Consider the following 26,424-nt stretch of genomic DNA (forward strand, 5'->3'; position numbering starts at 1 on the left):
GACGCAATGACGCAGCTCGAACCTGCTGCCGTGGAGACCAAGCTCGGCCGCAAGCGTGACCACACCCGCGATCCGGAGATCCTGGCCGCCGCGCTCGAGGTGCTCGCCGAGACCGGCTTCGACGGCATGACCATCGACATGGTCGCCACCCGGGCCAAGGCCGGCAAGGCCACGCTGTACCGCCGCTGGCCGTCGAAGAACGAACTCGTCATCGATGCCGTCGCCTGCATGAAGCAGGGCGACCTGGACCTGGCGAAGCTGCCCGACACCGGCACGCTACGCGGCGACCTCGTGGCGATGATCAAGCCGCGCTCCATCGAAGACGGCGAGAAGAAGATGCAGATCATGGCCGGGCTGATGTCGATGCTCTCGACCGCGCCCGAGCTCGCCGATGCCGCCAACGCCGCCCTGGTCAAGCCGCGGGCGGAGGTGAACCGCTTCCTCATCCAGCGGGCCATCGACCGTGGCGAAGTGACGGCCGGATGCGACATCGACACGCTGTGCCTGGTTACCCCGTCGATGGCGGCCTTTCGCACCCTGATCGAGCGGAAGCCCGTCGACCGGGACTTCCTCATCTCCCTCATCGACGGGGTGCTGCTGCCGGCGCTCGGCCTGGTCGCCGGTGAGCCCGACCCCGCGCATCGCGGTAAGGTTCAGCCACCGGCCTCGTAGCCGGCGGAGTTCCATCTCGACGAAGAGAGCGTGACATGTCCGGCAAGTATGAACTGACCGCAGATCGATCCGGCGGCTATATCTTCAAGCTCAAAGCCCACAACGGGCAGGTTCTGATGACCTCGGAGAGCTACCAGACCAAGGCGGATGCGCTCAAGGGCATCGAGATCGTCAAGGCGGATGCCAAGGGCCGCGTCGTCGACCTCACCGAACCGAAGTAGCGGTTCGCCAGCGCGACTACAGGTCGGCGTCGGCCACGGCGAACGTGTCGCAGGCCTCCGCGCCGCCGGTGTAGCCGGTCTGGAACCACTTCTGGCGCATCTCGCTCGAGCCGTGGGTCCAGGTCTCCGGGTTCACCTGACCCTGGGTCTTCTCCTGGATGCGGTCGTCGCCGATCGCGGACGCCGCGTTGAGCGCATCCGCGATCTGGGCGTCGGTGATCGGGTCGAGCAGACGGTTGCCGTCGGCATCCGTCGTCTCGGTCGCCGAGCCCAGCCAGGCGCCGGCGAAGCAGTCGGCCTGCACCTCGAGGCGCACAGCGTCGGAGGCAGGACCGGTCTGGGAGGTGTCGGCGCTGGTGAACGTGCCGGCGAGGTTCTGGATGTGGTGGCCCCACTCGTGACCCACCACGTACAGCTGCGACAGCGGGCCCGCGGTGGCGTCGAACTGGGTGCGCAGGGTGTCGTAGAACGCGGTGTCGAGGTAGATCTGCTGGTCGGCCGGGCAGTAGAACGGGCCCACGGCGCTCGTGGCCGCGCCGCAGCCGGTGTCGATCCCGTCGGTGAACAGGTTGATGGTGGGTGAGGAGTAGCTGATGCCCATCGCGGGCGCCTGCTCGGCCCAGTAGTCCTCGAGCGAGTCGCGGGTGAAACCGACCCGGCACTCCACGTCGGTGTTGGCGTCGGCGCCGGTCTCGCAGTTCGTCAGCGCAGTGCCCTCGCCCTGGCTGCTGGTGTCGGTGCCGCCGCCGACCAGCCCGGTGAGGTCCACGCCGAGCAGCTGGGAGAGCAGCACGATGGCGACGAGGCCGATGCCTCCGCCGCCGACGGCGAGGCCGGTGCGGCGGCCGGATTTGCGTACACCCTTGCCGGAGTACTTGGCGTCGTCGTTGAAAGTCATGGATCGACCATAGGGGATTTTTGCTCACGATACCGAGCCCACAGCGCCCGTGGCGGGCCGGATACTGGCGCTTCGCGCGGTCGCCTGTCACACTGCGGTCATGAGAAGCCGAGGCCTCATCCTGCTCGCCTGCGCCGCCGCCGGCCTGGTGTCGTTGAGCGGATGCGCCGGCGACCCCGCGCCGGGCGGCGCGTCCACCGCGTCCCCAGGCGAGTTCCCCCGTCCCGCCGCTGCCGGCGAGGTGCTCGCGCAGGGCACCGTGCTGCAGAAAGAGGGTGAGGAGCCCCAGCTCTGCCTGGGCGCGGTTGCGGATTCGTACCCGCCGCTGTGCGGCGGCCCACCGATCCTGGGCTGGGACTGGGCGTCCGCCGCGCAGGCCGAGAGCGCATCCGGCGTCACCTGGGGCAGTTACGCCGTCACCGGCACCTGGGATGCCACCGCGTTCACCGTGACTCAGCCTCCGGTGCCGCTCTCGCTCTACGACCCGCTCGCCCGGTTCGACCCCCGACTCGATCCGGTCAACTCCGGGGCGAGCGATGCGGACACGTTGTCGCGGCTGCACGACCAGCTGAACGCCGCGGACTACAACCCGGGCACCTTCACCGACTGGTCCGAGGCGCCGATCCTGTCCAGCTGGACCGGAAACGGCTACCTCTGGGTGTCGGTCATCTACGATGACGGTTCGGTGCAGAAATTCTTCGACGAGCAGTTCGGCCCGGGCGTTGTGGCCGTGCAGTCCGCGCTGCAGGACGGCGGCACCACACCGGGCGCTGAACCGGGTACTGCAACCGAGCTGCCCCAGCCGACCTCGTCCGAGGACCTGACCGGCCAGGCCATGATCCTGCAGGAGGACGGTCAGGACCCCAGGGCCTGCTTCGGCAGCATCGCGGCCTCGCTCCCGCCCCAGTGCGGTGGTCCGGTGGTGTCCGGCTGGGACTGGGCCGATGCCGAGGAGTCCGAGTCGGCATCCGGTGTGACCTGGGGCACCTACGCCGTCACGGGCACCTGGCAGGGCGGGGTGTTCACCATCACCCGGGCCGCCTTCCCGGTGACCCGCGCAGACCACTACGCGCGGCAGGATCCCCGGCTGGTCGACGACGACAACCCGGGCACGACCGACCAGGCCGAACTGGCGGGACGCCAGGAGGAGCTCAACGTGTACTTCCCCTCCGGGAACGCGGACTGGTCCACGATCACGCTGCTCGGCGCCGGCATCGAGAACGGCTACCTCGCCATCGACGTGATCTACGACGACGGGTCGGTGCAGCAGTTCTTCGATGACCAGTGGGGCGCGGGTGTCGCCGTGGTGCAGTCGGCCCTCCGGCCCGTCGACTGAGCCCGGCGCCCGGAGAACGTCGCCCGTAGGATCGAAGGATGGCACTCCTCCACAACGCGACCATCACGCCCACCAAGATTGAGCTGCTCACCGGCTGGCTGCCCACCCAGCCCTGGTTCACGGGGGAGCCGGCTGCGCCGCTCGCGAACGTTGCCGCGTACCGGTTCGACGACCCCGACGGGCAGGTCGGCATCGAAACGATCCTCGTACGCGCCGGTACCGGTCCGCTGCTGCAGGTGCCCGTGACCTACCGAGACGCCCCGCTCATCGGTGCCGACGCCGCCCTGATCGGCACTACCGAGCATTCGGTGCTGGGGAAGCGGTGGGTCTACGACGCCCTTGGAGACCCCGCCTACCTCGCTGCGGTCGCGAATGCCGCCTTGTCCGGCGGCCGGCAGGCCGAGCTGGTCATCGAGATCGACGGCGAGATGGTGCTGCGCGAGCCCACCGCCGTCGTCGCCGGCAGCGGAACCGAGGGCGCCGCGGTCGTGACGTCGCCACCGGTGACCGACATCCGGAGCCAGCAGGAGCCGGGCGCAACCGTCGTCACGGCCGGTGCGCTGCGGCTGGTCGTGGCCCGCACTCTCGGCGACGAAGACGTCCTCCTGGGCCGCGCCCCGGCGTCCGCCGTGAACGAGGTCCTCGCCGGCACCTGGCCCGAGCAGCCCAAGCTGCGCGTCCTCGTGCTCGTCGAGCAGCTCGAGGGGTAGAGGCACAGATGGACGGGCTGATGTCCGGCGGGAACATGAACGTCGTCGAACGATCCGGCGACACCGTCCTTCGACTGGCCGGCCCGTGGACGACCACCGTGCACCGCTATCTGGACTATCTCCGGATGGCCGGGGTGACGTGGGCACCCCGCCCGCTGGCGATCGAGGGGGAGCGGGAGCGTCTCTCCTTCATCGACGGTGACGTTCCGGTCTACCCGATGCCGGACTGGGTGTGGCAGGAGACGGTGCTGACTGACGGCGCCACGCGGCTGCGGAAGCTGCACGACGCCAGCATCGGTTTCCCGCTGGATGACGCGGTGTGGCAGTCCCGCTCCAAGGTGCCCAGCGAGGTGATCTGCCACAACGACTTCGCCCCGCACAACCTGGCCTTCATCGACGGTGCCTTCGTGGGCGCCATCGACTTCGACATGTGTTCACCCGGACCACGGCTGTGGGACATCGCCTACTTCGCCACCCGGGCGGTGCCCCTCACCGGCGAGACCCCCGCCGGGGCACCCGGCATGGACCAGGCCCGGCACCGCGTGGGCCTGATCCTCGCCGCGTACGGCTCCGACGCCACCTGGAACGACATCATCCGCGTCGCGGTCATCCGCCTCTGGGACCTCGCGGAGATGTCCCGGCAGAAGGCCGTGGAACTCGCCAAGCCACACCTGAACGACGAGGCCGACTTCTACGAGCGCGACGCCCGGTTCCTCGGGGCCCTGCGGGACTGAGCTGCTCATGGACTTCGACGACATCGACGAACCCGGCCCCGCATGCCCGGCCTGCGGCACCGAGATGACCCCGGATGGTGTGGACACCGCCGAGGGGCTCGAGTCCTGCCACCGGTGCCCGCGCTGCAAGCTCGTCATCGTCCTGCCCGGACTCTGACCGGACCGCGACAGCGTTCGCACACTGGCCTGCGTCCGGCCTTCCCCCGTTCACCGGCAACCGGCAGACTGAGGCCATGCTGACGCCAGCCTTCCGCACGTGCATGCGCGTGTTCGGCGTGGGGTGCGTTTCACTAGCCGGTGTGCTGTTCCTGGCCTCGCTGGTGTCCTGGGGCACGGGATACGAGCCGGCGTTCCTCGGCCTGATCCTCGCGCTGGGGGTCTTCGCCACGGGCATCGGCGCGCTGGCGGTCGGCCGCGGGTAGCCGGCCGGAACCGGGTGGCTAGCATCGGGGGATGACCCATCCGCCGATTGAACCGTTCGCAAGCGGCCACGTCGCCACGGGCGACGGCAACGAAATCTACTGGGAGACCAGCGGTAGCCCCGCGGGCAAACCGGTGCTCTACCTGCACGGCGGGCCCGGCGGCGGCCTCCGGTCGGGTGGCTACCGCCGCAACTTCGACCCGCTGCGTCACCTGATCGTGGGCATCGACCAGCGCGGATGCGGCCGCAGCCGGCCGCTGGTCAGCGACGCGCTGGCCACCCTCGGTGCCAACACCACTCAGGGCCTCATCGGCGACATTGAGGCCGTGCGTGCACACCTCGGCGTCGAGCGATGGCTCGTCTCCGGCGTCTCCTGGGGCACAACCCTGGCGCTGGCGTACGCCCAGGCGCATCCCGACCGGGTGAGCGAGCTGGTGCTCATGGCAGTGACGACCACCAGCCGGGACGAAGTGCAGTGGATCACCGAAGGCGTCGGCAGCATCTTCCCCGAGGCGTGGGCGGCGTTCGAACTCGCGTCGCGACGCCGACCGGGCGAGCGCGTGGTCGAGGCCTACGCCCGGCGCCTGGCCGGGGCCGACCCGGCCGACCGCATCCGGGCCGCGATCGACTGGAACGCGTGGGAGGACATCCACGTGTCGCTCGACCCGAACTGGCAGCCCGCCGGCCAGCCCGGCGGCGCGCATGGGCAGGACTTCGCGACGCTGGTCACGCATTACTGGGCGCGCGACGGCTTCCTGACGGAGGGGAACGGGGTCCTGGCGAACCTGCCCACTATCGCGCACATCCCCGCCACGCTCATCCACGGCCGGCACGACGTGAGCGGCCCGGCGATCACCGCGTACCGGCTGCACCAGGGGCTGCCGAACAGCACGCTGACGATCGTCGAGTCCGAGGGTCACGGCGGGCCGCTGATGGCGGAGGCCATGTGCGCGGCCGCCGATGGCTACCTCGGGCGCTCCTAGACCTTTCCGCCGGTCTGGACGTCGTGCTCGGCCGGCGCGGAACCGAGCAGCTGGCGCGTGAGTGTGTCGCGAGCGTGCAGCAGCGTCGAGAGGGCGGTACGGAGGTCGTCGTCGGTGACAGCCCGGTCGTCCTCGGCCGCGAGCAGCACCGTGCGGCGCATCAGCTCCTTGGCGAAGGCCCCGGAGACGCCCTCCGCGGCTTCGGCGGCCTCCGCGATGGCCTGCGGCGACACAGACAGGCCGCGGGCGTACAGCTCAAGCAGCCGGTGGCGGGAGGCCGTGTCGGGTAGCGGGATCTCGACGGCGAGGTCGATCCGGCCGGGTCGGTCAGCCAGGGCGTGCTCGAGCACTTCGACTCGGTTCGTCGTGAGCACGAAGGCGACGTCGGCATCGCCGTCGAAGCCGTCCAAGGCGTCGAGCATGGCGAAGAGCAGGGGCTGCGGGCCGTGGGCCAGATCTCGGTCCTCGGCGATGAGGTCGACGTCTTCGAGCACCACAATCGCGGGTTGCATGGCACGCGCGAGTTCGGCGGCTTCTGTGACAAAACGGATGCTGTTGCCGGCGAGCACCACCGCCGTGGTTCCTGGCGTGGCGCTGAGTAGATGCCGCACCGTGAGTGTCTTTCCCGATCCGGGAGGACCGTAGAGCAGTACGCCGCGCTTCAGATGGCGGCCGGCTGCGCGCAACGTCTCGCGGTGCACACCGATGCCGACCACGTGCCGCGTGATGTCGTCGAGAATCCCGGCGGGGAGGATCACGTCGGCCGCAGTGACCTGGGGGCGGGGCAGGAAATCGACCCCGGCCGCGCCGTGGCCGAACTCGTTGCCGCTGAAGGAGAGCACCTGGCCGCGCAGCACGCTGCGCTCGAGCATCAGGCGGCGGAGGGTGGAGAGCAGTGCCGCCGCACCGGCTGGCTCGGCGGCCAGTATCTCCAACCGGGCGCTGTTGAATCCGAACTCAGGCCGGGCGCTGCGCTGCAGCACCGCCACCCGGTGCCCGTCGACGATGAGGAGCCGCACGCCGAATGCGACGACCGGCCTTTCGGCATCCGGCCCGGTCGCTACCGAGATGTAGTCGACCGGCCCCGGGGCGAAACGCACATGCGGGCTGCTGATCAGATCGGAGAAGGAAGAATGTTCCCTCTGCTGACCGGACACGCCGACGACTTCCTGGCCCAGTTCATCGAGAGCAACGTCAGCGTCGATAAGCCGGTGCGACGGGATGTTCTCGGTGACCGACGGCAGGGTGTCGACGTCCGCCCGGAGAAAGTCCTGCACCAGATCGCCCAATGGAGTGCGGACGTCGACTTGTGGGCGGGGAACCAGAATGAGCTCGTCCATGAACTGGCGGAACGTCTCCAGGAAAGCTGCCTGCTGTTCGTCCACGAATGCCCCCGCATCATCGATGGTGCTTGTGCTGCTCAGGCTAGTGGGTACGACCGGAGTCTGGTCAGGCGGACGGCTGCTCCTGGGCTTCCTTCTGCGCGGCCACCTGGCGGTGAACCTCGGCCATGTCCAGGCCCTTCACTGCGGTGACAACCTGCTCCAGGGCGGCCGGCGGCAGGGCTCCGGGCTGGGAGAAGACCAGGATGCCCTCGCGGAAGGCCATCAGGGTGGGGATCGACTGGATGCCGGCGGCGGCGGACAGCTGCTGCTCGGCCTCGGTGTCCACCTTGGCGAAGGTCACATCCGGGTGCTGCTCGGACGACGCGGCGTAGGTCGGCGCGAACTGCTTGCACGGGCCGCACCAGTCGGCCCAGAAATCGACCAGGACGATGTCGTTGGCCGCGAGGGTGTCGGCGAAGGTGGTGTCGGTCACATCAATGGTGCTCATGCAGGTCTCCTTGCCTGATCGGTGAAAAACAGTTCACCAGCCTCTCAGAGCCCCCTGTGAGCCTGCTCAAAGCGTCGGCTTGATTGCCTGGATGGTGTACGAGAGCGGTGCGACCCCGGCCAGCCCGTCGAGGGCGAACTCGCCGCCGGCCCGCTCCACCATCTGCCCGGGAAGTGCCTCCCAGGGGACGCTGTCGTGCTCGACCAGCATCGTGAGCGTGAGCCCCGCGTTCAGGAGCGCGGTCACGATCTCGCCGAGGCCGTGGTTCCACTCATAGGTCTTCGTCGCGGTCATCGGTCGGTCGGTCGGCACGTAGGTGGAGTCATCGTCCCATTCCAGAGGCGCCTCCTGTTCGAAGTAGCTGAATCGCAGGTGCAGGTCGTCAGCGAGCCTCTCGTCCATGGCCCAGAGGATCGGATGCCCCTCCCGCAGGAACAGCCGCCCGCCCGGTGCCAGCAGCCCGGCCACCACGGCCGCCCACCGGTCGATGCTGGGCAGCCAGCAGAGCGCCCCGATGCCCGTGTAGACCAGGTCGAAACCGCCCGGGTCGAGCACCGACAGTGCGGCATAGACATCCGACTCGACGAAATCGACGGCATCGCCGGTCTCCGCCACCAGGGCGCGCGCTTCGGCGACGCCCACCGGGGAGAAGTCGAGCCCGGTGACGCGGGCGCCCAGCCGCGCCAACGACAGGGTGTCCGTGCCGATGTGGCACTGCAGGTGCGCGGTGCGCAAGCCCCTGATGTCGCCGAGCCGGTCGAGGTCGAAGCGAACCACCTCCGACAGGAGCGTGGGGTCGTCGACGTAGCGCTGTACCTGGTAGCCGAGTCCGGTGCGGGCGGCGTGGGCGGATGCCCGGTCGTCCCAGTTGGCACGGTTGGTGTCGAGATAGTCCTGCATGTTGAGCCTCATCCTGCCCGGCGGTGGCGAGCCTGCCAGATTAGCCGATCAGAGGCCCAGCAGGTACCCATCCGCACGATTCTCGCCGTCGAAGCCGTCGTAGGTCGCTCCGCCCCAGACGAGGATGCTGTCCGGCCCGGTGATCACGGTCGCTTCGCCCCGCTCGCCCCACGACGGCTGCGGGAGCGCGGTCACCTCGCGGGCAACGGGATCAAGCACGAATCGGCCGCCGATGAGCACCTGGTCGCCGACCGCCTGGGGTGCGCGGCCGTTGGCGTACTCGGCGAGGGGCGTGCCGGCGGGAAGATCCGGCAGAGCAGTCCAGGTCTGGTCGGCCGGGTTGAAGATGCCGCCCTCGGCGAACGCTTTCTCTCCCGCGCCGAGGGCGTGGCCTTGGTCGGTGGTCCCGTAGAAGGGGAACACCGCCAACCCGGCCACGGCGATGGCGCCGATCCCCGTGATCGCGGAGTCCGGCAGTGCGCTCCAGGACGTGAAGGTGCCGTCCAGGGTAGCCAGTCGCACCAGCGACGGTCCGTCTTCGCCCACGCTCTTCAGCGGCTTCGCACTGAGGAGGAGCGATTCGCCCAGCCACACGGCCTCGCGGTCATAGCTGGGGCCGAGCGGGTCGTCGGGCAAGGCCGTCCAGGTCGAGCGTTCCGGGTCGAAGACCGCGTCGACGCCGACGATGTTCTCGTCGGACCCCGAAATGGACAGCACCCGTTCCCCGGCCGCAACGAGGTGGCCGCCGGATGGTGGCGAGGGGAGCGCGGTCCAGGCATCCGCCTCGGAGTTGTAGCGCAGGAAGGAGACCAGCATCTGGCCATCCCCGTCGACCTCGAGGCCGCCGTTCGCCACGTCGTAGGCGAACAGGAAGAGGTCGCCGTTCAGGACGGCCGAGCTGTACTCGCTCACCGGGACCGGCGCCGACGCGATGCGGGCCCACACGCCGCTGTAGGGATTGAAACTGGCTCCGTCCCGCTGGGCCGGTTCGGTGTAGGCGCAGTCCGCGGTAGGCGGGCACGGCGGGTCCGACCAGCCGCCCACCACCAGGAACCTGCCCTCGACCCATGCGCCGACGCTCGAGCGCCGGGCGGACAGCGGGCTCTTCGGCAGCTCACCCCAGGACTCGTCTATCGGGAGGTCCAACGGGGCGACCGGCTCCGGCACTTCCTCGGCCGCCGACGGGCTCGGGGTGGCCGCCGAGCCCACGCCGCCGGCCCCACAGCCGGACACAAGCAGCGTCAGCGCCGCGGCGATCGTGAGCCAGGAGCCGTACCGGTTCATCGCTACCCCTTAGACGCTGTGTACTAAGGAATGTCCGGTGCCGTCGAGGCGGTTCCCGGCCGCACCGCCGCGCGGGTCAGCGGGCGACGTAGGCGGAGAGGTGTTCGCCGGTGAGGGTGGACTTGTCGGCGATCAGCTGGGCGGGGGTGCCCTCGAAGACGACCAGTCCGCCGTCTCGCCCGGCGCCGGGGCCGAGGTCGATGATCCAGTCGGCGTGCGCCATCACGGCCTGGTGGTGTTCCACCACGATGACCGACTTGCCGGAGTCGACGAGCCGGTCGAGCAGGCCGAGCAGGTTCTCCACGTCGGCGAGGTGCAGGCCGGTGGTGGGCTCATCCAGCACGTACACGTCACCCTGCTCGGACATCTGGTTGGCCAGCTTCAGGCGCTGGCGCTCGCCGCCGGACAGCGTGGTGAGCGGCTGGCCCAGGCTGAGGTAGCCCAGCCCCACGTCGACCATCCGGGTGAGGATCGCGTGCGCGGCCGGCGTGCGGGCCTCACCGGCGCCGAAGTACTCGGCGGCGTCGGTCACCGATAGGCCGAGCACCTCGCTGATGTCGCGGCCACCGAGCTTGTATTCCAGCACGGATGCGTCGAACCGCTTGCCCTCACACACCTCGCAGGTGGTCGAGACGGTGTTCAGCGGGCCGAGGTCGGTGAAGATCACGCCGGCGCCGTTGCAGTTGGGGCAGGCACCCTCGGAGTTGGAACTGAACAGGGCCGGCTTCACGCCGTTGGCCTTCGCGAAGGCCTTGCGGATCGGTTCGAGCATGCCGGTGTAGGTGGCCGGGTTGCTCCGCCGGGAGCCGCGGATGGCGCCCTGGTCGATCGAGACCACGCCGGCGCCGGCCGGGATCGAGCCGTGCACGAGCGAGCTCTTGCCTGAGCCGGCCACGCCGGTGACGACGACCAGCACGCCCAGGGGGATGTCGACGTCGACATCCTGCAGGTTGTGCTCCGTGGCGCCGCGGATCTCGAGCGCCCCGGTGGCGGTGCGCACGGTGTCCTTGACCCGGGCTCGGTAGTCGAGGTGCCGGCCGGTGAGGGTGTCGCTGGCGCGGAGGCCGTCGAGGGTGCCCTCGAAGCAGACGTTGCCGCCGGCCGTGCCGGCGCCGGGCCCGAGGTCGATGATGTGGTCGGCGATGGCGATCATCTCCGGCTTGTGCTCCACCACGAGCACGGTGTTGCCCTTGTCGCGCAGCCGCAGCAGCAGCTCGTTCATCCGCTGGATGTCGTGCGGGTGCAGGCCGATGGTGGGTTCGTCGAAGACGTAGGTGACGTCGGTGAGGGACGAGCCGAGGTGCCGGATCAGCTTGGTGCGCTGGGCTTCACCGCCGGAAAGGGTGCCGGCCGGCCGGTCCAGCGACAGGTAGCCCAGGCCGATCTCGGTGAACGAGTCGAACAGGTGCTGCAGCGCTGTCAACAGCGGGGCAACCGACGGGTCCTTGATGGTGCGCACCCAGGCGGCGAGGTCGCTGATCTGCATGGCGCAGGCATCCCCGATGTTCACGCCGTCGATGCGGGACGACCGTGCGCCCTCGCTGAGCCGGGTGCCGTCGCAATCCGGGCAGGTCGCGAAGGTGACGGCCCGGTCCACGAAGGCGCGGATATGCGGCTGCATGGCCTCACGGTCCTTGGAGAGCATCGACTTCTGTACCTTGGGGACCAGGCCCTCGTAGGTCATGTTGATGTCGCCGACCTTTACCTTGACCGGCTCCTTGTACAGGAAGTCGTATTGTTCCTTCTTGGTGAAGTCGCGGATCGGCTTGTCGGCGTCGAGGAAGCCGGAGCCGGTGAAGATCTTCACGCCCCAACCGTCGGCGGTGTAGCCGGGGATAGTCAGTGCGCCCTCGTTCAGCGACTTGGAGTCGTCGTACAGCTGGGACAGGTCGATGTCGTTGATCTTGCCCATGCCCTCGCAGCGCGGGCACATGCCGCCGGTGACGCTGAAGCTGCGGCGCTCCTTGGTGGTGACGCCGCCCTTCTCCATGGTGACGGCGCCCGCACCGGAGATCGAGGCGACGTTGAAGGAGAACGCCTGCGGCCCGCCGAGGTAGGGCTGGCCGAGCCGGCTGAACAGGATGCGCAACAGCGCGTTGGCGTCGGTGGCCGTGCCCACCGTGGAACGGGAATTGGCGCCCATCCGCTCCTGGTCCACGATGATCGCCGTGGTCAGGCCGCTGAGCAGGTCCACGTCCGGCCGGGCCAATGACGGCATGAAGCCCTGCACGAAGGAGCTGTAGGTCTCGTTGATCATCCGCTGCGACTCCGCGGCGATGGTGCTGAAGACCAGCGAGCTCTTACCGGAGCCGGACACCCCGGTGAAGACCGTCAGGCGGCGCTTGGGGATCTCGACGCTGATGTCCTTGAGGTTGTTCTCGCGGGCGCCCTGCACCCGGATCAGGTCGTGGCTGTCGGCGGTCTGCAGCTCTGCCGGCTGAGTGTCGATGCTGGTGCTCGTGGCCATGGTCATCCTGTCTCTAACTGGGGTGAGCGCGCACCGTCACAGTCCTCGCTGGCGCCGCCTGAGTCGATCTAACCAGTTCCGAGCATACGTCGGGTTCGCCGACCGGCAACCGACGTTCGCTTGTCACCGGCGCGGGGCTGATGCGTGCAGGCATGCCCACATCACTCCGCCACCTCGCCGCTGGCGTAGAAGATCTCGTCGGTCAGGCATTCCTCGGGGATCGAGATCAGCGTTTTGCTGTCGGGGTTCGGAGGAAGGAAACCTCCGCCGAGCCCGACTTCGTCGCCTGCCTGAATGTGGAACCCATCCGGGAGAATGACCTCATCGTTCTGATTGAGTGTCGTGCCCTTGGGAAAAACGATGAGGCGCGCCTCGTCACCGGCTCCGGCCATCATGCAGCCGTCGGGTCCCCACGAGATGACCCCCTGGTAGAGCGCCTGGTTGACGTAATCGCTGTCGTACACGGAGACTGCCACGACACCGCTCGAGGACTCCAGGAACGGAGGGTCTGGTGCGGCACAGGATGCGAGGGCCACTGTGGCCGCCACGACGACGAGGACCACGCCAGGTCGGTGCAGGATTCTGCTCACGATCGAGCATGGCATCGCGGCGCAAATAAGGAAATAGCGAAGTTACTAGGACATCCGCTGCAGGTGTGTCCTAGAAAACGCGCGAAATCCTTGGTAGCGGATGCCTTCCCTTTCCTTCGTGCTGACACACTGGGTGCCAGACGCGCGTAACGGCGAGGGGGCTACAGAGTGACGGATGACATAGCGGCACGCCACGGCGGGACCACCAGCACCGACTATCCACCCGGGCCCTGGTACCTGGGCGGAACTCTGCAGGTATCGGTGTTCCTTGTTCCGAGCAGCAGCCTGCCCGCGGGCTTCGAGTTGCCGAACGGTCGCCGACCGATTCGCCTGGGCGGTCGGGTGCTGGTGGGCGTCGCTGCCGTGAACTATCTGCCCGGCGGTGCCCTGGACTATGACGAACTCCTGGTGGCGGTGCCGAGCCTCGGCCGTGGCGGCCTGCGGGTGACGATCCCGCAGATCTGGGTCGACAGCCCCGCCTCGATGCGAGGCGGGCGGGAACTCTGGGGCATCCCGAAGCAGCTCGCCGCATTCCGGAGCACCGCCCGCGCTCGCCGCGCCAGCATGACGATGACCGTCGAAGGCGCACCCGTCGCCGAGCTGCGCGCGACCCGTGGCCTACCGTTGCTGCCGGGCCTGCGACAGCTGGCCCTGCCCATCCTGCAGCGCCTCGACGGGCGGGTGACGCTGTCGCACAACCGGGTCATCGGCCGGATTTCGGGGCTGCGCGCATCCTGGCGGTTCGCGGCGGGCGGGCCTCTCGGGTATCTGAGCGGGCGTCGTCCGCTGCTGAACGTTGCGCTTCACGACGCGGCAATCATCTTCGGGATGGATGTGACGCGCTCATGACCGGCCGCCCGATTGCGGTGATCACCGGCGGCGCTCGGGGGATCGGCCGGCAGATTGCCGCGGACCTGATCATGCGCGGCTACCGGGTGGTCATCGGCGATCTCGACGAGAAGGCAACCCGGCACACCGCCGACGAACTCGGGCCAGCGGCGACGGCCGTGCGGCTGGACATCACCGACCGCGAGCTGGTGGCGCAGACCATCGAGTTCGTGGAGAGCACCATCGGGCCGATCGCGGTGTGGGTGAACAACGCCGGCATCATGCCCACCGGCGCCTTTACCGGTCAGGACGTGGCCCTGGCGCGCGCCGTCATCGACGTGGACTACGCCGCCCTCGTGGAGGTGACCGCGGCCATCCTGCCCCGGTTCCTGGCTCGTGATGCCGGCACTCTGATCAACCTTGGCAGTGCCACCGGGCTGAAGCCGCTGGCGGGCCTGGCCGTGTACTCCGGGGCGAAGGCAGCGGTGATCGGCTTCAGCGACGCGCTGCGACGGGAACTCCGCGGCACCGGGGTGCGGGTGCGGGTCGTGCTGCCGAACCTGGTGTCCACGCCGATGGGCGCGGGCATCACCCCACCGCGGCTCTCGCCCGCGGTCACACCCGAGCAGGTCAGCCGGGCGGTGCTCCGAACGATCGATTCGGGGCCGTTCGCTGTCACCGTACCGAGGGTGCTCGGGCCGGTCCTACGTATCTCACGGATGCTGCCCACGGCCGTGCAGGACTGGCTGGACGACCGCATCGGCACCGACCGCATCGGCCTGGGCGGTGACCCGGCCGCCCGGGCCGCCTACCAGGCCGGCCTGACCGGCAAATAAGGACGTAGCGAGGTTATGAGGACCCGTTCGGCTTTTGCGTCCTGAAAAACTCGCTTTGTCCTGTTAAGCGGATGTCGCGGGCGCAGTCGCGCCGGCGCGGAGCCGCTGCACGATCGTCGCGCGTGCCGCACGGCCCACAGCGGTGGGCAGCAGCGGGTACACGTGTACCTGCCCGCTGCCCTCGTGAAACTCGAGGTCCACGCCGGCCTGGTGGGCCTTGTCCACGAGCAGATGCGCATCCGGGTTCAATACGTCCCGGGTGCCACTGAACAGGGTGATCGGGCCGAGCCCGGCCAGGTCGCCCGTCAACGGGCTTACCACCGGGTCCAGGATGTCGCGCTCACCGCGCCAGAGTTCGGCCAGAACCTGTCCACCCGGGGTGGCGAGCCACGGGTCGCTTGGCTGCACGCTGGGGATGAGCGGATTGCTCCAGCTGAGGTCGAGGGCGGGGGAGATCAAGACCGTGCGGGGCAGGGTCACGTTGTGCTCGTCACGTAGCGCGAGCGCGGCCGAGAGGGCGATCTGCCCGCCGGCGGAGTCGCCAGCGAGGCTGGTGGCGCCCAAACGATCCCGGTTCTGTTGCACGAGGTCCACCACGCCGGCGGCCACGGCAGCGGCGGTTCCGGACGGCACGAGCGGGTAGATCGGCACCGTGACGGTGGTGTTCGCCTCGGCGGCGATTTGCGCGGCCAAGTGCCAGTGCTGCCGGGCGATCTGGTTGACCCACCCGCCGCCGTGCACGTAGACGACGCTGCCGACCGGGGCGGTGCCGTTAGGAGTGATCGTGTACACCGGCCAGCCCTGATGCGAGACGTCCACCCGCACATCCGGGCGTAGCCGCCTCGGAGGGCCATAGGCGGCGGGCCGGATCTCGAGAGCCCGCACGCGCCGGCGGGCCGCATCCGCCGTGACGAAAACCCGGTTTGCGCGCATGAGGCGCAGGGCGGGAACAATGACGCTGCTCGGGACGGTGACCATGCCTACAGTCTGGTGGGGCGCAGACCCGTGAGGATGACACGCGCAAATAAGGAAATAGTGAGTTTATGAGGACGTTTTCGGCGGATGCGTCCTAACAACCGCGCGAGATCCTGATAAGTCGACGCTCCGCATCCTTAGCGGAGCCGGCGCGCTCGCAGCACGACGTCTTCGGTGTGGTGGGCGCCGGCACCGGTCGCCACATGCCGAGGACGGGTCTCGTCCAGCTCGACCAGCCAGCGGTCGTCCAGCAGCGCCGCGACATCCGCCGGGCTCACGTAGTCGTCGGGATGGAAGCCGTGCGCTCGGGCTTCAGCCTCGGTGGGCGCCGGGTGATGCACGATCAGGAGCACACCGCCCGGGGCTACCGCGTTGAGCAGGGCGTGCTCGGCCCGGTGGTCGTCGGTGCGGAGGAGCGCGGGGTACTGCGCCGAGACCAGGTCGAAGGATGCCGGCGGCAGCGCCGCCTCAACGAGGCCGGCATGCAGCCAGCGCACCTCGACGCCGCGCTGATCGGCTTCGCGGGCGGCACGGTCCAGCGCAACCTGCGAGACATCCAGCGCGGTCACATCCCAGCCCTCTTCGGCCAGCCAGAGGGCATCGGCGCCCTCGCCGCAGCCGACATCGAGCACCCGGCCAGGCCGGAGCCCGTTCGTCTCGCTCAGCAGCACGGCGTTGGGCTTCCCGCTCCAGAGCCTGTCCCGGTCGGCGTATCGCTCGTCCCACAGCGCCTGCACCGCGTCCCGGTCCTGCGGAGTGTGGACGGTGTCGTCGGGCGTGTGATCCATGTCAGCAGCCTGCATCGTCGGGGCGCCGGCACACAATCGGGTTGCTAAACCGGCAACTACAGAGGATCCGGCGGGAACAGCCGATCAGCGTCGCGAGTCGGAACTCGGGCGCAGCCGGATGAGGCGCTGCGAGCCGTCCTCGTCCAGCTCGACGAGCTTGTCCCGCGAGGAGAGGAAGTCGGTGAACGAGCGGAAGCCGAGCGGCTTCTCGTTGAAGGACGGGTCCATCCGGCGCATCTGGTTCTTCACCGTTCCCGTGTTCAGCCACTCGTCGGCGTCGCCCTTGGCGTGACCGATCTGCAGGGCGCGCACGAGAAGCTCGGTCGCGAGGGTCTGCGGGTCGATGTCGTCGGCCGGTTCCGGCTCATCGAACTGGGAATCCTCGGTGTGGGAGAACATCGGAATCGTCGTGAACTTGCGAGCCTTGCTGGCCGTCGGTTCCGGTTCCACCTCCACGGGCTCTGCAGCCTTCCGGCCCGAGCCGCGCTTCGGGGCGGGCGCCGGTTCGGCAGCCTCGCTGGCGATGACCTTCTCGATGCCGGGCAGGGAGTCGTAGTCCTCGAACTCGTCGCAGGCGGCCGCGAGGGAGGTGCTCGTGGAGCCGGCGACGCCGATGCCAACCACGAAGCGGCCGAGCCGCTTGGACTTCTGGGCGAGCGCGATGTAATCCGAGTCGCCGGCGATGATGATCACGTGGGTGAGGTCGGGCAGCCGGAAGAGGTCTTCGACTACGTCGACGGCCAGGCGGATGTCCGCGCCGTTCTTGGTGCCGCGGGTGGTGGTGGTGAACAGCTGGGTGAGGTCCACGGCGCGGGACATCAGCTGGCGCTGGTAGCTCGCGTTGACCGGAACCGACCAGTCGGCGTAGGCACGGTTCACCACGAGGGTGCCGAACGAGGCAGCGAAGTCGATGATGGCGTTGAAGTCGACCGTGGCGGCGGCGAGGCGGGCGGCGATCTCGGGGTCGGCATCCCTGCTGGTGCGGTCGAAGTTGCGGATGCCGTCGCGCTGGAACGCGTTGCGGCCGTGCAGCTGCTGGTAACGCGAGATGACGATGTTGTCGAAGTCGATGTACAGGCCGACGCGGGCGTCGTTCGGTTCAGTCATGGTGAGCTCCTTAGCCACAGGCGGAAGACTCAATAGCGATCCGGTGCTTCCAGTCTGGTCCGAGCGGTGCGGCCAGAGCAACTCGGGGCTGTGCTGAGTCAGTCCGTCCGGGTCATGTCGCCGGTCGCCGGAGTCGATCCCCGCCAGCGGTAGCGCAGCAGAACCGCGCCGTTCTCCGACGCCGCCTCGGCCGTGACCAGCTCGAGGGATGCGGGTGGTCCGTCGTCGGTGAACAGACGTTTGCCGGCACCGACGACGATCGGGTACACCCACAGGTTCAACTGGTCGATCAGGCCCTCCGCGACGAGGGTGCGCGCGAAGTCGATGCTGCCGATCACGTGGATCTCCCGGTGCCGCTCGCGCAGGGCCGCCACCTCGGCCACGAGATCGCGGCCGAGCAGGTGCGAGTCCCGCCAACCAAGCGCCGGTGTGCCCCGGGACGCGACGTACTTGGGGATCGCGTCGAACTTGAGCGCGATCTCCGACTCGCCGCCCTCGAGCTGATTCGGCCAGTACCCCGCGAAGATGTCGTAGGTTCGACGGCCCAGCAGCAGGGCATCCATCGCCTGAATCCCCGCCGAGACCTGAGCGCCGACGGTGCCATCGATCAGGGGCGCCTGCCAGCCGGCGAAGGCGAAGCCGCCATCGGTGTCCTCCTCGGGCCCGCCGGGCGCCTGGGAGACCCCGTCGAGGGTGCTGAAGAGATCAAGGTGGATACGACCGGCCACGAAGGGCTCCTTCCGTTGGCACCATCTCACGCAGTGCTTCCGTCCGGCATGGTAGCCCGCGTGGCAACATGGTGCCATGGAACGAGTGCTGGGAATCGGCGGATACTTCATGCGGGCGGCCGACCCCGCGGCCCTGAGTGCGTGGTACCGGGACTGTCTGGGCCTGGATTCCGGTGAGAACGGGCTGTGGCGCCAGGCCCCGGGGCCGACGGTGTTCGCAACCTTCGAGCCCGAGACCGACTACTTCGGGCGTCGGGCCCAGCAGGCCATGCTCAATTTCCGGGTGCGCGACCTGGACGCGATGCTGGCGCAATTGCGGGCCGGGGGAGCGGATGTGGCCGACGAGACCGAGGACATGGACGGTGTCGGTCGTTTCGGCTGGGTGACCGATCCCGAGGGCAACCGGGTGGAATTGTGGCAGCCGGTCTAACCACATCCTGCAGGCATCTGAGGACGCACCCGACGTCGGGTGCGTTCCGCTCATGCCGGTACGGCAATAGGCTTGAAAGCGGTCCGCCTCGCTGCGCTGCGGGAGTCGCGGGCATCCTTCAGATCTATAGTTCCGCATTCAGGAGAACCCATGACCGAATCTGCCCCCGTTGATCCCACCTCGACTGACGCGTGGAAGCAGCTCGCGAGCATCGCCGACGGCTTTTCTCCCGACCTGCGCGGGTGGTTCGCCACCGACGCTGAGCGAGCCGCTCGGTACACCTTTCAGGCGGCCGACCTCACGATCGACCTGTCGAAGAACCTCCTGACCGACGAGATCCTCACCCAGCTCCTGCAGCTCGCCAAGGACGTCGACGTTTCGGGGCGCTTCAACGCCATGATCGCCGGCGAGCACATCAACGTCACCGAAGACCGTGCGGTTCTGCACACGGCGCTCCGCCGCCCGAAGGACGGCACTGACCTCGTGCCGCCGACCGGTTTCGTCGTCGACGGCCAGGACGTCGACGCCGACGTGCACGCCACGCTCGACAAGGTCTACGCCTTCGCCGAGAAGGTGCGCTCCGGCGCGTGGACCGGTGTGACCGGCAAGCCGATCACGACCGTCGTCAACATCGGGATCGGCGGGTCCGACCTCGGCCCCGTCATGGTCTACGAGGCCCTGAAGCCGTACGTCAAGGCCGGCCTCGAGGTGCGCTTCGTGTCCAACATCGACCCCAACGACGTCTACGAGAAGACGGCGGGCCTGGACCCGGAGACCACGCTCTTCATCGTCGCCTCCAAGACCTTCGGCACACTCGAAACGCTCACGAATGCCCGCCTGGCCCGTGAGTGGCTGTGGAACGAACTCCTCAGCGCTGGCGCGATCGACGATGTCGAGGCCGCCCGCACTGGCGCCGTCGCCAAGCACTTCGTGGCCGTGTCGACCGCTCTCGACAAGGTCGCCGCCTTCGGGATCGACCCGGAGAACGCTTTCGGCTTCTGGGACTGGGTGGGTGGCCGGTTCTCGGTCGACTCCGCCATCGGCACCTCCGTTGTCATCGCTATCGGCCCCGACAACTGGCGCGAATTCCTGTCGGGCTTCCACGCTCTCGACGAGCACATGCGAACCGCTCCGCTCGAGCAGAACGTGCCCGTGCTGATGGGTCTCCTGAACGTCTGGTACACCAACTTCCTCAAGGCGCAGAGCCACGCCGTACTGCCCTACGCCCAGTACCTCCACCGTTTTCCGGCCTACCTGCAGCAGCTCACGATGGAATCGAACGGCAAGAGTGTGCGCTGGGATGGCTCACCCGTCACGACCGACACCGGTGAGATCTTCTGGGGCGAACCGGGCACCAACGGCCAGCACGCCTTCTACCAGCTCATCCACCAGGGCACCCGTCTGGTGCCGGCCGACTTCATCGCGGTCGCGAACCCCGCTCATCCGTTGAAGGACGAGGCTGCTGACAAGCCCGGCCAGGATGTGCACGCCCTGTTCATGGCGAACTACTTCGCGCAGACCAAGGCGCTCGCGTTCGGCAAGACCGTTGACGAGGTGCGCGCCGAAGGCACCAAGGAGTCTGTCGTGCCGGCCCGCGCCTTCGCCGGCAACCGTCCGACCACGTCGATTCTCGCGCCGGCCCTCACGCCGAGCGTGGTGGGACAGCTCATCGCGCTCTACGAGCACATCGTGTTCGTGGAGGGCACCATCTGGGGCATCGACTCGTTCGACCAGTGGGGTGTCGAACTCGGCAAGCAGCTGGCAGTCCAGATCGCTCCCGCAGTCGAGGGCGACGCCGAGACGCTGCAGTCCCAGGACTCGTCGACCAAGTCGCTGATCGCCAAGTACCTCGAACTGCGCAACTGATTCACCCAGCCGGGGCGGCTGCTTGGCCGCCCCGGCTCGCAATACGCGTCAGCCGATCCGCTCGGCCAGGGCCACGATGATTCCCTCCGGGCCGCGCACGTAGGCCATTTTCCAGACGCCCTCGTACTGGCCGATGCCGCCGACCAGCCCGTACCCGTCCGCGGCCAGCCGGTCCACCAGCGCTTGCAGGTCGTCGACCTCGAAAGACAGGCTGCGAAGCCCGAGCTCGTTGGCCATGGCGTCGGGGGATCCCGGGACGGGGTCCGGTCGCACGAAGCTGGAGAGCTCTACCGTGGTCCCTCCGCCAGGCGCCTTGAGCATCACGATCTCCGTCCGGGAGTCGGGTATCGCGATGACGGTGTCGATGAACTCGCCCTCGACGAAGGTGCGTCCCTCGACCTCGAGACCGAGCCCCACGAAGAAGGCGGTGACCGTGTCAAGGTCCCGAACGGTGACACCAACGTGATCGAACCGCGTGATTCGTGCCATGTGAACTGCCTCCAAGGTTCGTGACATGCGGACGAACGGAATCTACCTCGAATTCAAGACGCACAATAACGTTTGAGGCAGACTGGTCGCGTGAGCGGAAACCGGTGGGTGCTGCACGTCGACCTTGACCAGTTCATCGCGGCCGTCGAGGTGCTGCGGCGGCCGGAGCTCGCGGGCAAGCCCATCATCGTCGGCGGTCGGGGCGATCCCACGGAACGCGCCGTGGTGTCGACAGCATCCTACGAAGCCAGGACGTTCGGCGTGGGTTCCGGGATGCCGCTGCGCATAGCGGCCAGAAAGGTGCCCGACGCCGTGATCCTGCCCGTCGATCATGAGGCATACCTCGAGGCGTCGGACACGGTGATGGCAACCCTGCGTGCGCAACCAGGCGCCACCGTGCAGGTGCTGGGCTGGGATGAAGCCTTCATCGGCATCGAAACGGAGAATCCGGAAGAGTACGCCCGGCACGTACAGAAAGCCGTTCTGGGGCGAACTCAGCTGCACTGCAGCGTGGGCATCGGCGACACCCTGGTGAGGGCCAAGGTCGCCACCGGATTCGGCAAGCCGGCCGGCGTCTTCCGGCTCACGGCGGGCAACTGGCTCGAGGTCATGGGCACTCGGCCCACCAGGGACCTGTGGGGCGTGGGAGCCAAAGTGTCGGGCCGGCTGGCCAAACTCGGCATCACAACGGTCGCCGAACTCGCCGCATCCGACCCCCAAGACCTGGTCCCGGAATTCGGACCCAAGATGGGGCTCTGGTACGCGGAGCTCGGTCGCGGGGACGGCGCCAGCGTCGTGGATGACACCCCGTGGGTCGCTCGCGGACATAGCCGGGAGACCACTTTCCAGAGCGACCTGGTCGACCCCGCCCAGGTGGACGCCGCCATGAGGGAGCTGACGGCGCGTGTCCTCGAGGATGTTGTGGCCGAGGACCGGCCGGTCATTGGGCTGACCCTCAAGGTCCGTTACGCGCCGTTCGTCACCACCACCCGAGCGAGGAAGATTCCCGACACGTCTGACGGCGACGAGATCCTGGCGCGGGTCTTGGACCTCGCCACCGAGATCGAAGCGGGCCGTCCCATCCGGCTGCTGGGCCTCCGGGCCGAAATGGCGATGCCCGACGAAGCCCGAAAGGGTCATACGCCGACGCGCGGCGGTTGGTGACGGGAGGCGGGCACGTGATGCGATGCACGACTCCACCCGGATTGGACTAGACGAATACGGCAAGCTCGTCACTGCTCAGTGGGCGGTCTGCATAGACCAAGCGAATCGCTGACGGGTCCGGGTTGCCACGGTCCATGCCGCGCCAGGCTAGTTGAAGACCCGCCCGTTCGGCTGCGCGGCGGGAGCCCTCGTTGTGTTCGAGAAGCAAGGCGACATGTGGAAGCTCACTTCCGAGTGATGCGGTAGCTGCACGCGCAGCCGCCACAATCTCTTGTGCATAGCCTTGCCCCCACGCGGTAGGCGCAAGCCTGTAATAGAGGTTCCACGCGCGTTCGCCGCGCAGACTTGGGCCTCCTATGCCTATGAGGAGATTGGTCTCGCGGTTTCGCGCGACCCACACATCCAGCCCGTTCTCGGCCCATCCGGCGAGGTAATTCTCGAGCAACTTCTCGGTCTGCACACGCTCGATGTGTCTGCCGGAAGGGAGATGTTTCCACACACGTGGATCGGCGTGAAGATCGAATAATTCGGCGATATCAGCGTCCACCGGGGTGGTAAGAACGAGGCGTTTGGTCATAGTCGGTGAGAAGTCATGCTTGGCGGTCACAACATCCATTCTTGCTCGCCCTTATTACGGCGCTGCTCGCGTCCCCAGGGCTTTGTATGCCTTGGCGACGGTACCAGGGGCAACGTCGAGGTCTTTTCGCAAGCTGCTGGTCCGAGGGTTCCACCGTCAAATACCTCAGCGCTGGCGAAGGCCGCATCTGTAGGCAGTATTTCGACGAGGGCCGCCGGGCAGCCATCGAACGTGACCGGAAATGCAGAAGGTTCCAATCCCCGGGAGAAGTTGACCTCAACCCGGTAGCAGGTGAATACCTGTAATGGGCCGTTGTAGTCCCCACCGTCACCGGTTGGAACATCGGGTCGAGGTCCGGAAGCGCTCCAACGCTCGCCCTGGAGGGACTGGAGGTGACCGGCCGGTTGAGTCGCTGGCGACTGATAGAGGGCCAGGCTCAGTGGGACTTCGAAAGCCGAGATTTGTCTCCACAGCGTGCCGTCGATTGCATCTGTCCGGGCCGCCGCTTGCAATATCGATGAGTGACTCATGTTTTGACTCCGGCGCTATCGACTGTTTGCCCGATTAGCCGCACGAGCCCGCCTCAAGAACCAACCATCCCCCTGGGAGATGAGTGGCCTCGGCATAATCTTTTTCTCCTCCTTCGAAGCGGACACGGTCAGTCGACGATTCCGTCTCGACCCAGTCAGAGCCGGGGAGATCAGTAGAGAGGCCTTCGGCGTCATCCACCCATTTCCGTAGTGCTTCGCGAGCACTGGACTCGCCAACCGCCCCTTCAGCGACGGCAGATGACATTGTCCAGCATTCGCGGTCCTGAGAGCTCGATATATTGCTTCCGGGTGTTTTCGCGCAACCGCTGAGCAGCACGAGAGCAACGCTGAGGGCGCCTAGCGTGCTGACTGCTTTGAATTTCATGGTCACCCCCGGAATCAGGAAACAGTACCGCCGAGCGCGCTTTCCGACCACCCTCCACACGGGGGTGGCGAAGCCGACGACGCAGCGGCTCGCCAAGAAATTCATTGGCTTCGAGAGCGGTATGCGCTCGACCGCAGACCGCAGACCGCAGACCGCAGCCCGAGAAACTGGCAGTGGTCCAGTGCACCCGTCGAAATCCAGGATGTGTCCGAACTAGCGGGCAGGTGTCCGACTGGGATGTCAGGTAGGAAGTGTGCCCCCAGGCAGATTCGAACTGCCGCCCCTGCCTCCGGAGGGCAGTGCTCTATCCCCTGAGCTATGGGGGCCCAGGAACCTCTAGGTTAGCATCCCTGGGCCAGCGCTTTTGCGCCGTGGCGACCCCCGTCGTTACCGGGATCGATCAGAACGGGGGAGGATCTTCGGTGACCGGCCTAGATGCGGGCTCTGCTGCCGGCGGCGGTGGTACAGGCGGGGCCGTCGCACGGGCCAAGTCACCTGATTCGCCTCTGGAGTCGGGTGTGTTGGTGTATTTCTTGCCGCCGGGGCTGGTCCAGGTCAGGGCGCCGCCGGGCCCTTGTTGGGTGGTGAAGCTGGATTGGTGTTTGAGGCGGTGGCAGCCTTTGCAGAGGCAGACGAGGTTGTCGACGTGAGTTTTACCGCCGGTGTTCCAGGCTTGGGTGTGGTCGATCTCACTCAACGTGGCCCGCCGATTGCACCCGATGCCCTGGCAGGTTTCATCCCGGATCTCCACGTACCGGCGCATGTCCGCTGGCGGCGCGTACTGCTCGCTTCCGACGCTGAGCCGGGCCCCGGTCTCGGGGTGGGTGAGGATGCGGGTCCAACTGGTCGCCGTTCCCGCGATCCGCCGGGCCGTCTCCGGGTCGATCGGCCCGTACCCTTCGAGGATCGCGGGTTCGTCGCTGCGGCCTAGCAACGTCAGCGCCGGGACGGTGATGTGCACGGTGCCGCGTATACCGTGCCCACGCCCGCCCGGACCAACCCCGTCCAGGAGCAGATCCCGGTAGGCGTCGGCCCGCCGCTGGTCCTTGGTGCGGTGCTGCTCCGGCTCCTCCGCCCCGCCGTCCGCGGCACCGGGTGCGTCATGGGCCGCGTTGTCGTCCGTGTCGAGGTCGGCGGCGATCCGGCTGAGCCGGTCATACGCGGCCTGCGCCTCGTCCGCCTTGAGGTAGGCGTTCAGCCACGCCATCCCGTCGGCGTCGGGCCGGAACACCACCCGCCGGGTCGCGAAGCCGGCGTCGGCGCGTTCCTGCAGCGGGACCGGGTGCATCCGCTCCCGGATCCGGAGAGCGGCCTTGGCGAACTGGGTCGAGGTACGCTTTTCGGCCGCCCCCAGCACCGCCGCTTCGAACCGGGGCAGCACCTCCTCGGGCAGGTTCACCGTGAGTTCGAGCATCTTCAGTGCGTGCCCCCAGGTGATCCGGCCCGCCGTCAGCGACTGGTGGAACGCGGGCAGGTCACCGGCCAGCCGGGTGGCGTCGAAGATCATGCTGCCGGCGGTGTTCGCCCGTACCCGCAACACCATCGCCGCCTCGGCCGCCATGGTGCGTCGGGCGAGCTCGTCGTCGTCCCAGGCCGGGCCGTGCGCGGCGGTGTCCGGGTCGTTGTGGCCGGACTCGATCGGGTCGCCGCGCAGCCCGGCGAGGATGCGGGGTTGGTGACCGAGCCGGTCCAGTTCGGCGAGCAGGCGGACCCGTTCGGCGTAACAGCCGGCGAGGGCTTTCTCATTCTCGATCAGCGGGTCGATGACCGTGCTGATCGCCTGCGCGACGAGATCCGCGATCGGATCCACGGCGGCATCGGGGGCGTCGTTGGGGGTGTCTTCGGGTGTGGCATCTGAGGTGGCCATACGCCTATAGAACCATGCACCACTGACACTCCCGATCCCAGTGAATCACTGGTGGAGAACCCGAAAAGCACCCACCTGTGGAGGAGTGGCAGCCCGGCAAGACTCAGCGAAAGAGCGTCCGAATCGCCAGCCGAGCGCGGCGAACTTAAAGGTTGCCGAGCACCGTGGCGAGGATGGGCTCGGCGTCGCCGGGCTCGACCAGGGTGGGGTCGGTGACGGTCACCCAGTATCCGCGAGTGAAGACCTGCGCGGTGGTGGTCTCGGCGCTGAAGTAACCCTCAACGTCGGGAGCGCTGCCGTAGGTGGGAACGATCTCGCCGGTGGCGAGCGCTTGGTCCTTGAGAGTGTTGGTAAGCGATTCGTTCGGCATGGCCAGCGCCACTTCGAAGGTCTCACCGCTGGACTGGTTGAGCCAGCCGCAGGAGATGCCGCTGTAGGTGGCGGCGGTCACGGCGTAGTCGCTGGTGGCGGCATACTCCGGGTCGACGCCGAGGTTGGGGTTGATCGCATACACGTCATCGGGGGAGAGCAGCTGCTCGCAGGTCTTGTCCACGGCGGTACCGGCCGGCGGCACGACGGGCTCCGGCGTGGCGGTCTCGGTCGGCTCCGCGGTAGCCGTGGCCGTTGGCTCCGCCGTCGCGGTGGCGCTGGGAGCGACGGACGCGGTGGGCTCGGCGCTGGATTCCGGTGCGCAGCCGGCCAGGCCGATGAGTGCGAGCGTGGCGCCGGTGAGGGCGAGGCCGGTGCGGATGCTGCGGCGGGCGACGAGCGAGGTCGAGCTGGAGTGGGTCACGCGTTGACCTTA

28 protein-coding genes and 1 tRNA gene are annotated in these 26,424 nt (G+C 68.0%); 13 read left to right on the forward strand and 16 right to left on the reverse strand.

Annotation, left to right across the window (positions count from 1 at the left end; all coding sequences use genetic code 11):
• The first annotated feature begins 6 nt into the window (after nt 1-6).
• Together ACU5E9_RS17900 and ACU5E9_RS17905 are read left to right on the forward strand one after the other, a co-directional pair.
• The gene (locus tag ACU5E9_RS17900) at nt 7-672 is read left to right on the forward strand and encodes a TetR/AcrR family transcriptional regulator (RefSeq protein WP_456811240.1); all 666 of its coding nucleotides are present in this window, start codon (nt 7-9) and stop codon (nt 670-672) included.
• Nucleotides 673-707: 35 nt separating this feature from the next.
• On the forward strand, nt 708-893 hold the full coding sequence (locus ACU5E9_RS17905) for a YegP family protein (protein ID WP_456811241.1): 186 nt from the start codon (nt 708-710) through the stop codon (nt 891-893).
• 16 nt (nt 894-909) lie between these two features.
• Here ACU5E9_RS17905 and ypfJ read toward each other — a convergent pair whose 3' ends face one another.
• A complete protein-coding gene (gene ypfJ, locus ACU5E9_RS17910) occupies nt 910-1,791 on the reverse strand; it encodes a KPN_02809 family neutral zinc metallopeptidase (protein ID WP_456811242.1) in 882 nt (293 codons plus the stop codon).
• 100 nt (nt 1,792-1,891) lie between these two features.
• Between ypfJ and ACU5E9_RS17915 the strand changes: the two genes are divergently transcribed.
• The 6 genes from ACU5E9_RS17915 (at nt 1,892) to ACU5E9_RS17940 (ending at nt 5,975) form a co-directional block, all read left to right on the forward strand.
• Complete coding sequence (locus tag ACU5E9_RS17915; protein WP_456811243.1) at nt 1,892-3,127, forward strand: hypothetical protein; 1,236 nt, start codon at nt 1,892-1,894, stop codon at nt 3,125-3,127.
• Between the two features lie 38 nt (nt 3,128-3,165).
• Nucleotides 3,166-3,837, forward strand: a complete 672-nt coding sequence (locus ACU5E9_RS17920) for a CG0192-related protein (protein ID WP_456811244.1) — start codon at nt 3,166-3,168, stop codon at nt 3,835-3,837.
• A gap of 20 nt (nt 3,838-3,857) precedes the next feature.
• Nucleotides 3,858-4,571: a phosphotransferase gene (locus tag ACU5E9_RS17925; RefSeq protein ID WP_456811245.1), complete on the forward strand. Its 714-nt coding sequence runs from the start codon at nt 3,858-3,860 to the stop codon at nt 4,569-4,571.
• A gap of 7 nt (nt 4,572-4,578) precedes the next feature.
• On the forward strand, nt 4,579-4,728 hold the full coding sequence (locus ACU5E9_RS17930; protein WP_456811246.1) for a hypothetical protein: 150 nt from the start codon (nt 4,579-4,581) through the stop codon (nt 4,726-4,728).
• A 76-nt stretch (nt 4,729-4,804) separates the two neighbouring features.
• Nucleotides 4,805-4,993: a hypothetical protein gene (locus tag ACU5E9_RS17935; protein WP_456811247.1), complete on the forward strand. Its 189-nt coding sequence runs from the start codon at nt 4,805-4,807 to the stop codon at nt 4,991-4,993.
• 31 nt (nt 4,994-5,024) lie between these two features.
• On the forward strand, nt 5,025-5,975 hold the full coding sequence (locus tag ACU5E9_RS17940) for an alpha/beta fold hydrolase (RefSeq protein WP_456811248.1): 951 nt from the start codon (nt 5,025-5,027) through the stop codon (nt 5,973-5,975).
• Here the strand turns inward: ACU5E9_RS17940 and ACU5E9_RS17945 are convergent.
• From ACU5E9_RS17945 to ACU5E9_RS17970, 6 genes are all read right to left on the reverse strand, one after another.
• Nucleotides 5,972-7,360, reverse strand: a complete 1,389-nt coding sequence (locus ACU5E9_RS17945; RefSeq protein ID WP_456811249.1) for an AAA family ATPase — start codon at nt 7,358-7,360, stop codon at nt 5,972-5,974. The two genes, ACU5E9_RS17940 and ACU5E9_RS17945, sit on opposite strands and share 4 nt — an antisense overlap.
• A gap of 64 nt (nt 7,361-7,424) precedes the next feature.
• Nucleotides 7,425-7,808, reverse strand: coding sequence for a thioredoxin (gene trxA, locus ACU5E9_RS17950; RefSeq protein WP_456811250.1), 384 nt, complete (start codon nt 7,806-7,808; stop codon nt 7,425-7,427).
• 66 nt (nt 7,809-7,874) lie between these two features.
• Nucleotides 7,875-8,708 carry a class I SAM-dependent methyltransferase gene (locus ACU5E9_RS17955; protein WP_456811251.1) on the reverse strand — a complete coding sequence of 278 codons (834 nt, stop codon included), beginning with the start codon at nt 8,706-8,708 and terminating at the stop codon, nt 7,875-7,877.
• Between the two features lie 48 nt (nt 8,709-8,756).
• Nucleotides 8,757-9,992, reverse strand: a complete 1,236-nt coding sequence (locus tag ACU5E9_RS17960; protein WP_456811252.1) for a hypothetical protein — start codon at nt 9,990-9,992, stop codon at nt 8,757-8,759.
• A 76-nt stretch (nt 9,993-10,068) separates the two neighbouring features.
• Complete coding sequence (locus ACU5E9_RS17965; RefSeq protein ID WP_456811253.1) at nt 10,069-12,459, reverse strand: ATP-binding cassette domain-containing protein; 2,391 nt, start codon at nt 12,457-12,459, stop codon at nt 10,069-10,071.
• A gap of 161 nt (nt 12,460-12,620) precedes the next feature.
• On the reverse strand, nt 12,621-12,923 hold the full coding sequence (locus tag ACU5E9_RS17970) for a hypothetical protein (RefSeq protein ID WP_456811254.1): 303 nt from the start codon (nt 12,921-12,923) through the stop codon (nt 12,621-12,623).
• Between the two features lie 294 nt (nt 12,924-13,217).
• Here ACU5E9_RS17970 and ACU5E9_RS17975 point away from each other — a divergent pair, with 294 nt between their 5' ends.
• Nucleotides 13,218-13,898: an acetoacetate decarboxylase family protein gene (locus ACU5E9_RS17975; RefSeq protein ID WP_456811255.1), complete on the forward strand. Its 681-nt coding sequence runs from the start codon at nt 13,218-13,220 to the stop codon at nt 13,896-13,898.
• A complete protein-coding gene (locus ACU5E9_RS17980; RefSeq protein ID WP_456811256.1) occupies nt 13,895-14,713 on the forward strand; it encodes an SDR family NAD(P)-dependent oxidoreductase in 819 nt (272 codons plus the stop codon). Before ACU5E9_RS17975 ends, ACU5E9_RS17980 begins: the two co-directional genes overlap by 4 nt.
• Nucleotides 14,714-14,776: 63 nt before the next feature.
• Here ACU5E9_RS17980 and ACU5E9_RS17985 read toward each other — a convergent pair whose 3' ends face one another.
• The 4 genes from ACU5E9_RS17985 to ACU5E9_RS18000 form a co-directional block, all read right to left on the reverse strand.
• Nucleotides 14,777-15,691: an alpha/beta hydrolase fold domain-containing protein gene (locus ACU5E9_RS17985; protein ID WP_456811257.1), complete on the reverse strand. Its 915-nt coding sequence runs from the start codon at nt 15,689-15,691 to the stop codon at nt 14,777-14,779.
• Nucleotides 15,692-15,825: 134 nt separating this feature from the next.
• Nucleotides 15,826-16,476: a class I SAM-dependent methyltransferase gene (locus tag ACU5E9_RS17990; RefSeq protein ID WP_456811258.1), complete on the reverse strand. Its 651-nt coding sequence runs from the start codon at nt 16,474-16,476 to the stop codon at nt 15,826-15,828.
• 84 nt (nt 16,477-16,560) lie between these two features.
• Nucleotides 16,561-17,583: an NYN domain-containing protein gene (locus ACU5E9_RS17995; RefSeq protein ID WP_456811259.1), complete on the reverse strand. Its 1,023-nt coding sequence runs from the start codon at nt 17,581-17,583 to the stop codon at nt 16,561-16,563.
• A gap of 98 nt (nt 17,584-17,681) precedes the next feature.
• Nucleotides 17,682-18,311, reverse strand: coding sequence for a dihydrofolate reductase family protein (locus tag ACU5E9_RS18000; protein ID WP_456811260.1), 630 nt, complete (start codon nt 18,309-18,311; stop codon nt 17,682-17,684).
• A 76-nt stretch (nt 18,312-18,387) separates the two neighbouring features.
• On the opposite strand from ACU5E9_RS18000, the gene ACU5E9_RS18005 reads away from it, so the two are divergent.
• Nucleotides 18,388-18,741 carry a VOC family protein gene (locus ACU5E9_RS18005; RefSeq protein WP_456811261.1) on the forward strand — a complete coding sequence of 118 codons (354 nt, stop codon included), beginning with the start codon at nt 18,388-18,390 and terminating at the stop codon, nt 18,739-18,741.
• A 150-nt stretch (nt 18,742-18,891) separates the two neighbouring features.
• Nucleotides 18,892-20,607, forward strand: a complete 1,716-nt coding sequence (pgi, locus tag ACU5E9_RS18010) for a glucose-6-phosphate isomerase (RefSeq protein ID WP_456811262.1) — start codon at nt 18,892-18,894, stop codon at nt 20,605-20,607.
• Nucleotides 20,608-20,655: 48 nt separating this feature from the next.
• Here pgi and ACU5E9_RS18015 read toward each other — a convergent pair whose 3' ends face one another.
• A complete protein-coding gene (locus tag ACU5E9_RS18015; RefSeq protein WP_456811263.1) occupies nt 20,656-21,096 on the reverse strand; it encodes a VOC family protein in 441 nt (146 codons plus the stop codon).
• A gap of 90 nt (nt 21,097-21,186) precedes the next feature.
• Here ACU5E9_RS18015 and ACU5E9_RS18020 point away from each other — a divergent pair, with 90 nt between their 5' ends.
• Nucleotides 21,187-22,260 carry a DNA polymerase IV gene (locus ACU5E9_RS18020; RefSeq protein ID WP_456811264.1) on the forward strand — a complete coding sequence of 358 codons (1,074 nt, stop codon included), beginning with the start codon at nt 21,187-21,189 and terminating at the stop codon, nt 22,258-22,260.
• Between the two features lie 46 nt (nt 22,261-22,306).
• On the opposite strand, the gene ACU5E9_RS18025 is transcribed toward ACU5E9_RS18020, so the two are convergent.
• The 4 genes from ACU5E9_RS18025 to ACU5E9_RS18040 form a co-directional block, all read right to left on the reverse strand.
• Nucleotides 22,307-22,867 (reverse strand): GNAT family N-acetyltransferase, encoded by a 561-nt coding sequence (locus tag ACU5E9_RS18025; RefSeq protein WP_456811265.1) that lies wholly within the window; start codon nt 22,865-22,867, stop codon nt 22,307-22,309.
• Nucleotides 22,868-24,006: 1,139 nt separating this feature from the next.
• Nucleotides 24,007-24,078: transfer RNA gene (locus ACU5E9_RS18030), tRNA-Arg, on the reverse strand.
• 74 nt (nt 24,079-24,152) lie between these two features.
• Complete coding sequence (locus ACU5E9_RS18035; protein WP_456811266.1) at nt 24,153-25,619, reverse strand: DUF222 domain-containing protein; 1,467 nt, start codon at nt 25,617-25,619, stop codon at nt 24,153-24,155.
• A 145-nt stretch (nt 25,620-25,764) separates the two neighbouring features.
• Nucleotides 25,765-26,412 (reverse strand): hypothetical protein, encoded by a 648-nt coding sequence (locus tag ACU5E9_RS18040; RefSeq protein WP_456811267.1) that lies wholly within the window; start codon nt 26,410-26,412, stop codon nt 25,765-25,767.
• Nucleotides 26,413-26,424: the final 12 nt, after the last annotated feature.

The sequence above is a fragment of the Cryobacterium sp. AP23 genome (assembly GCF_054075385.1).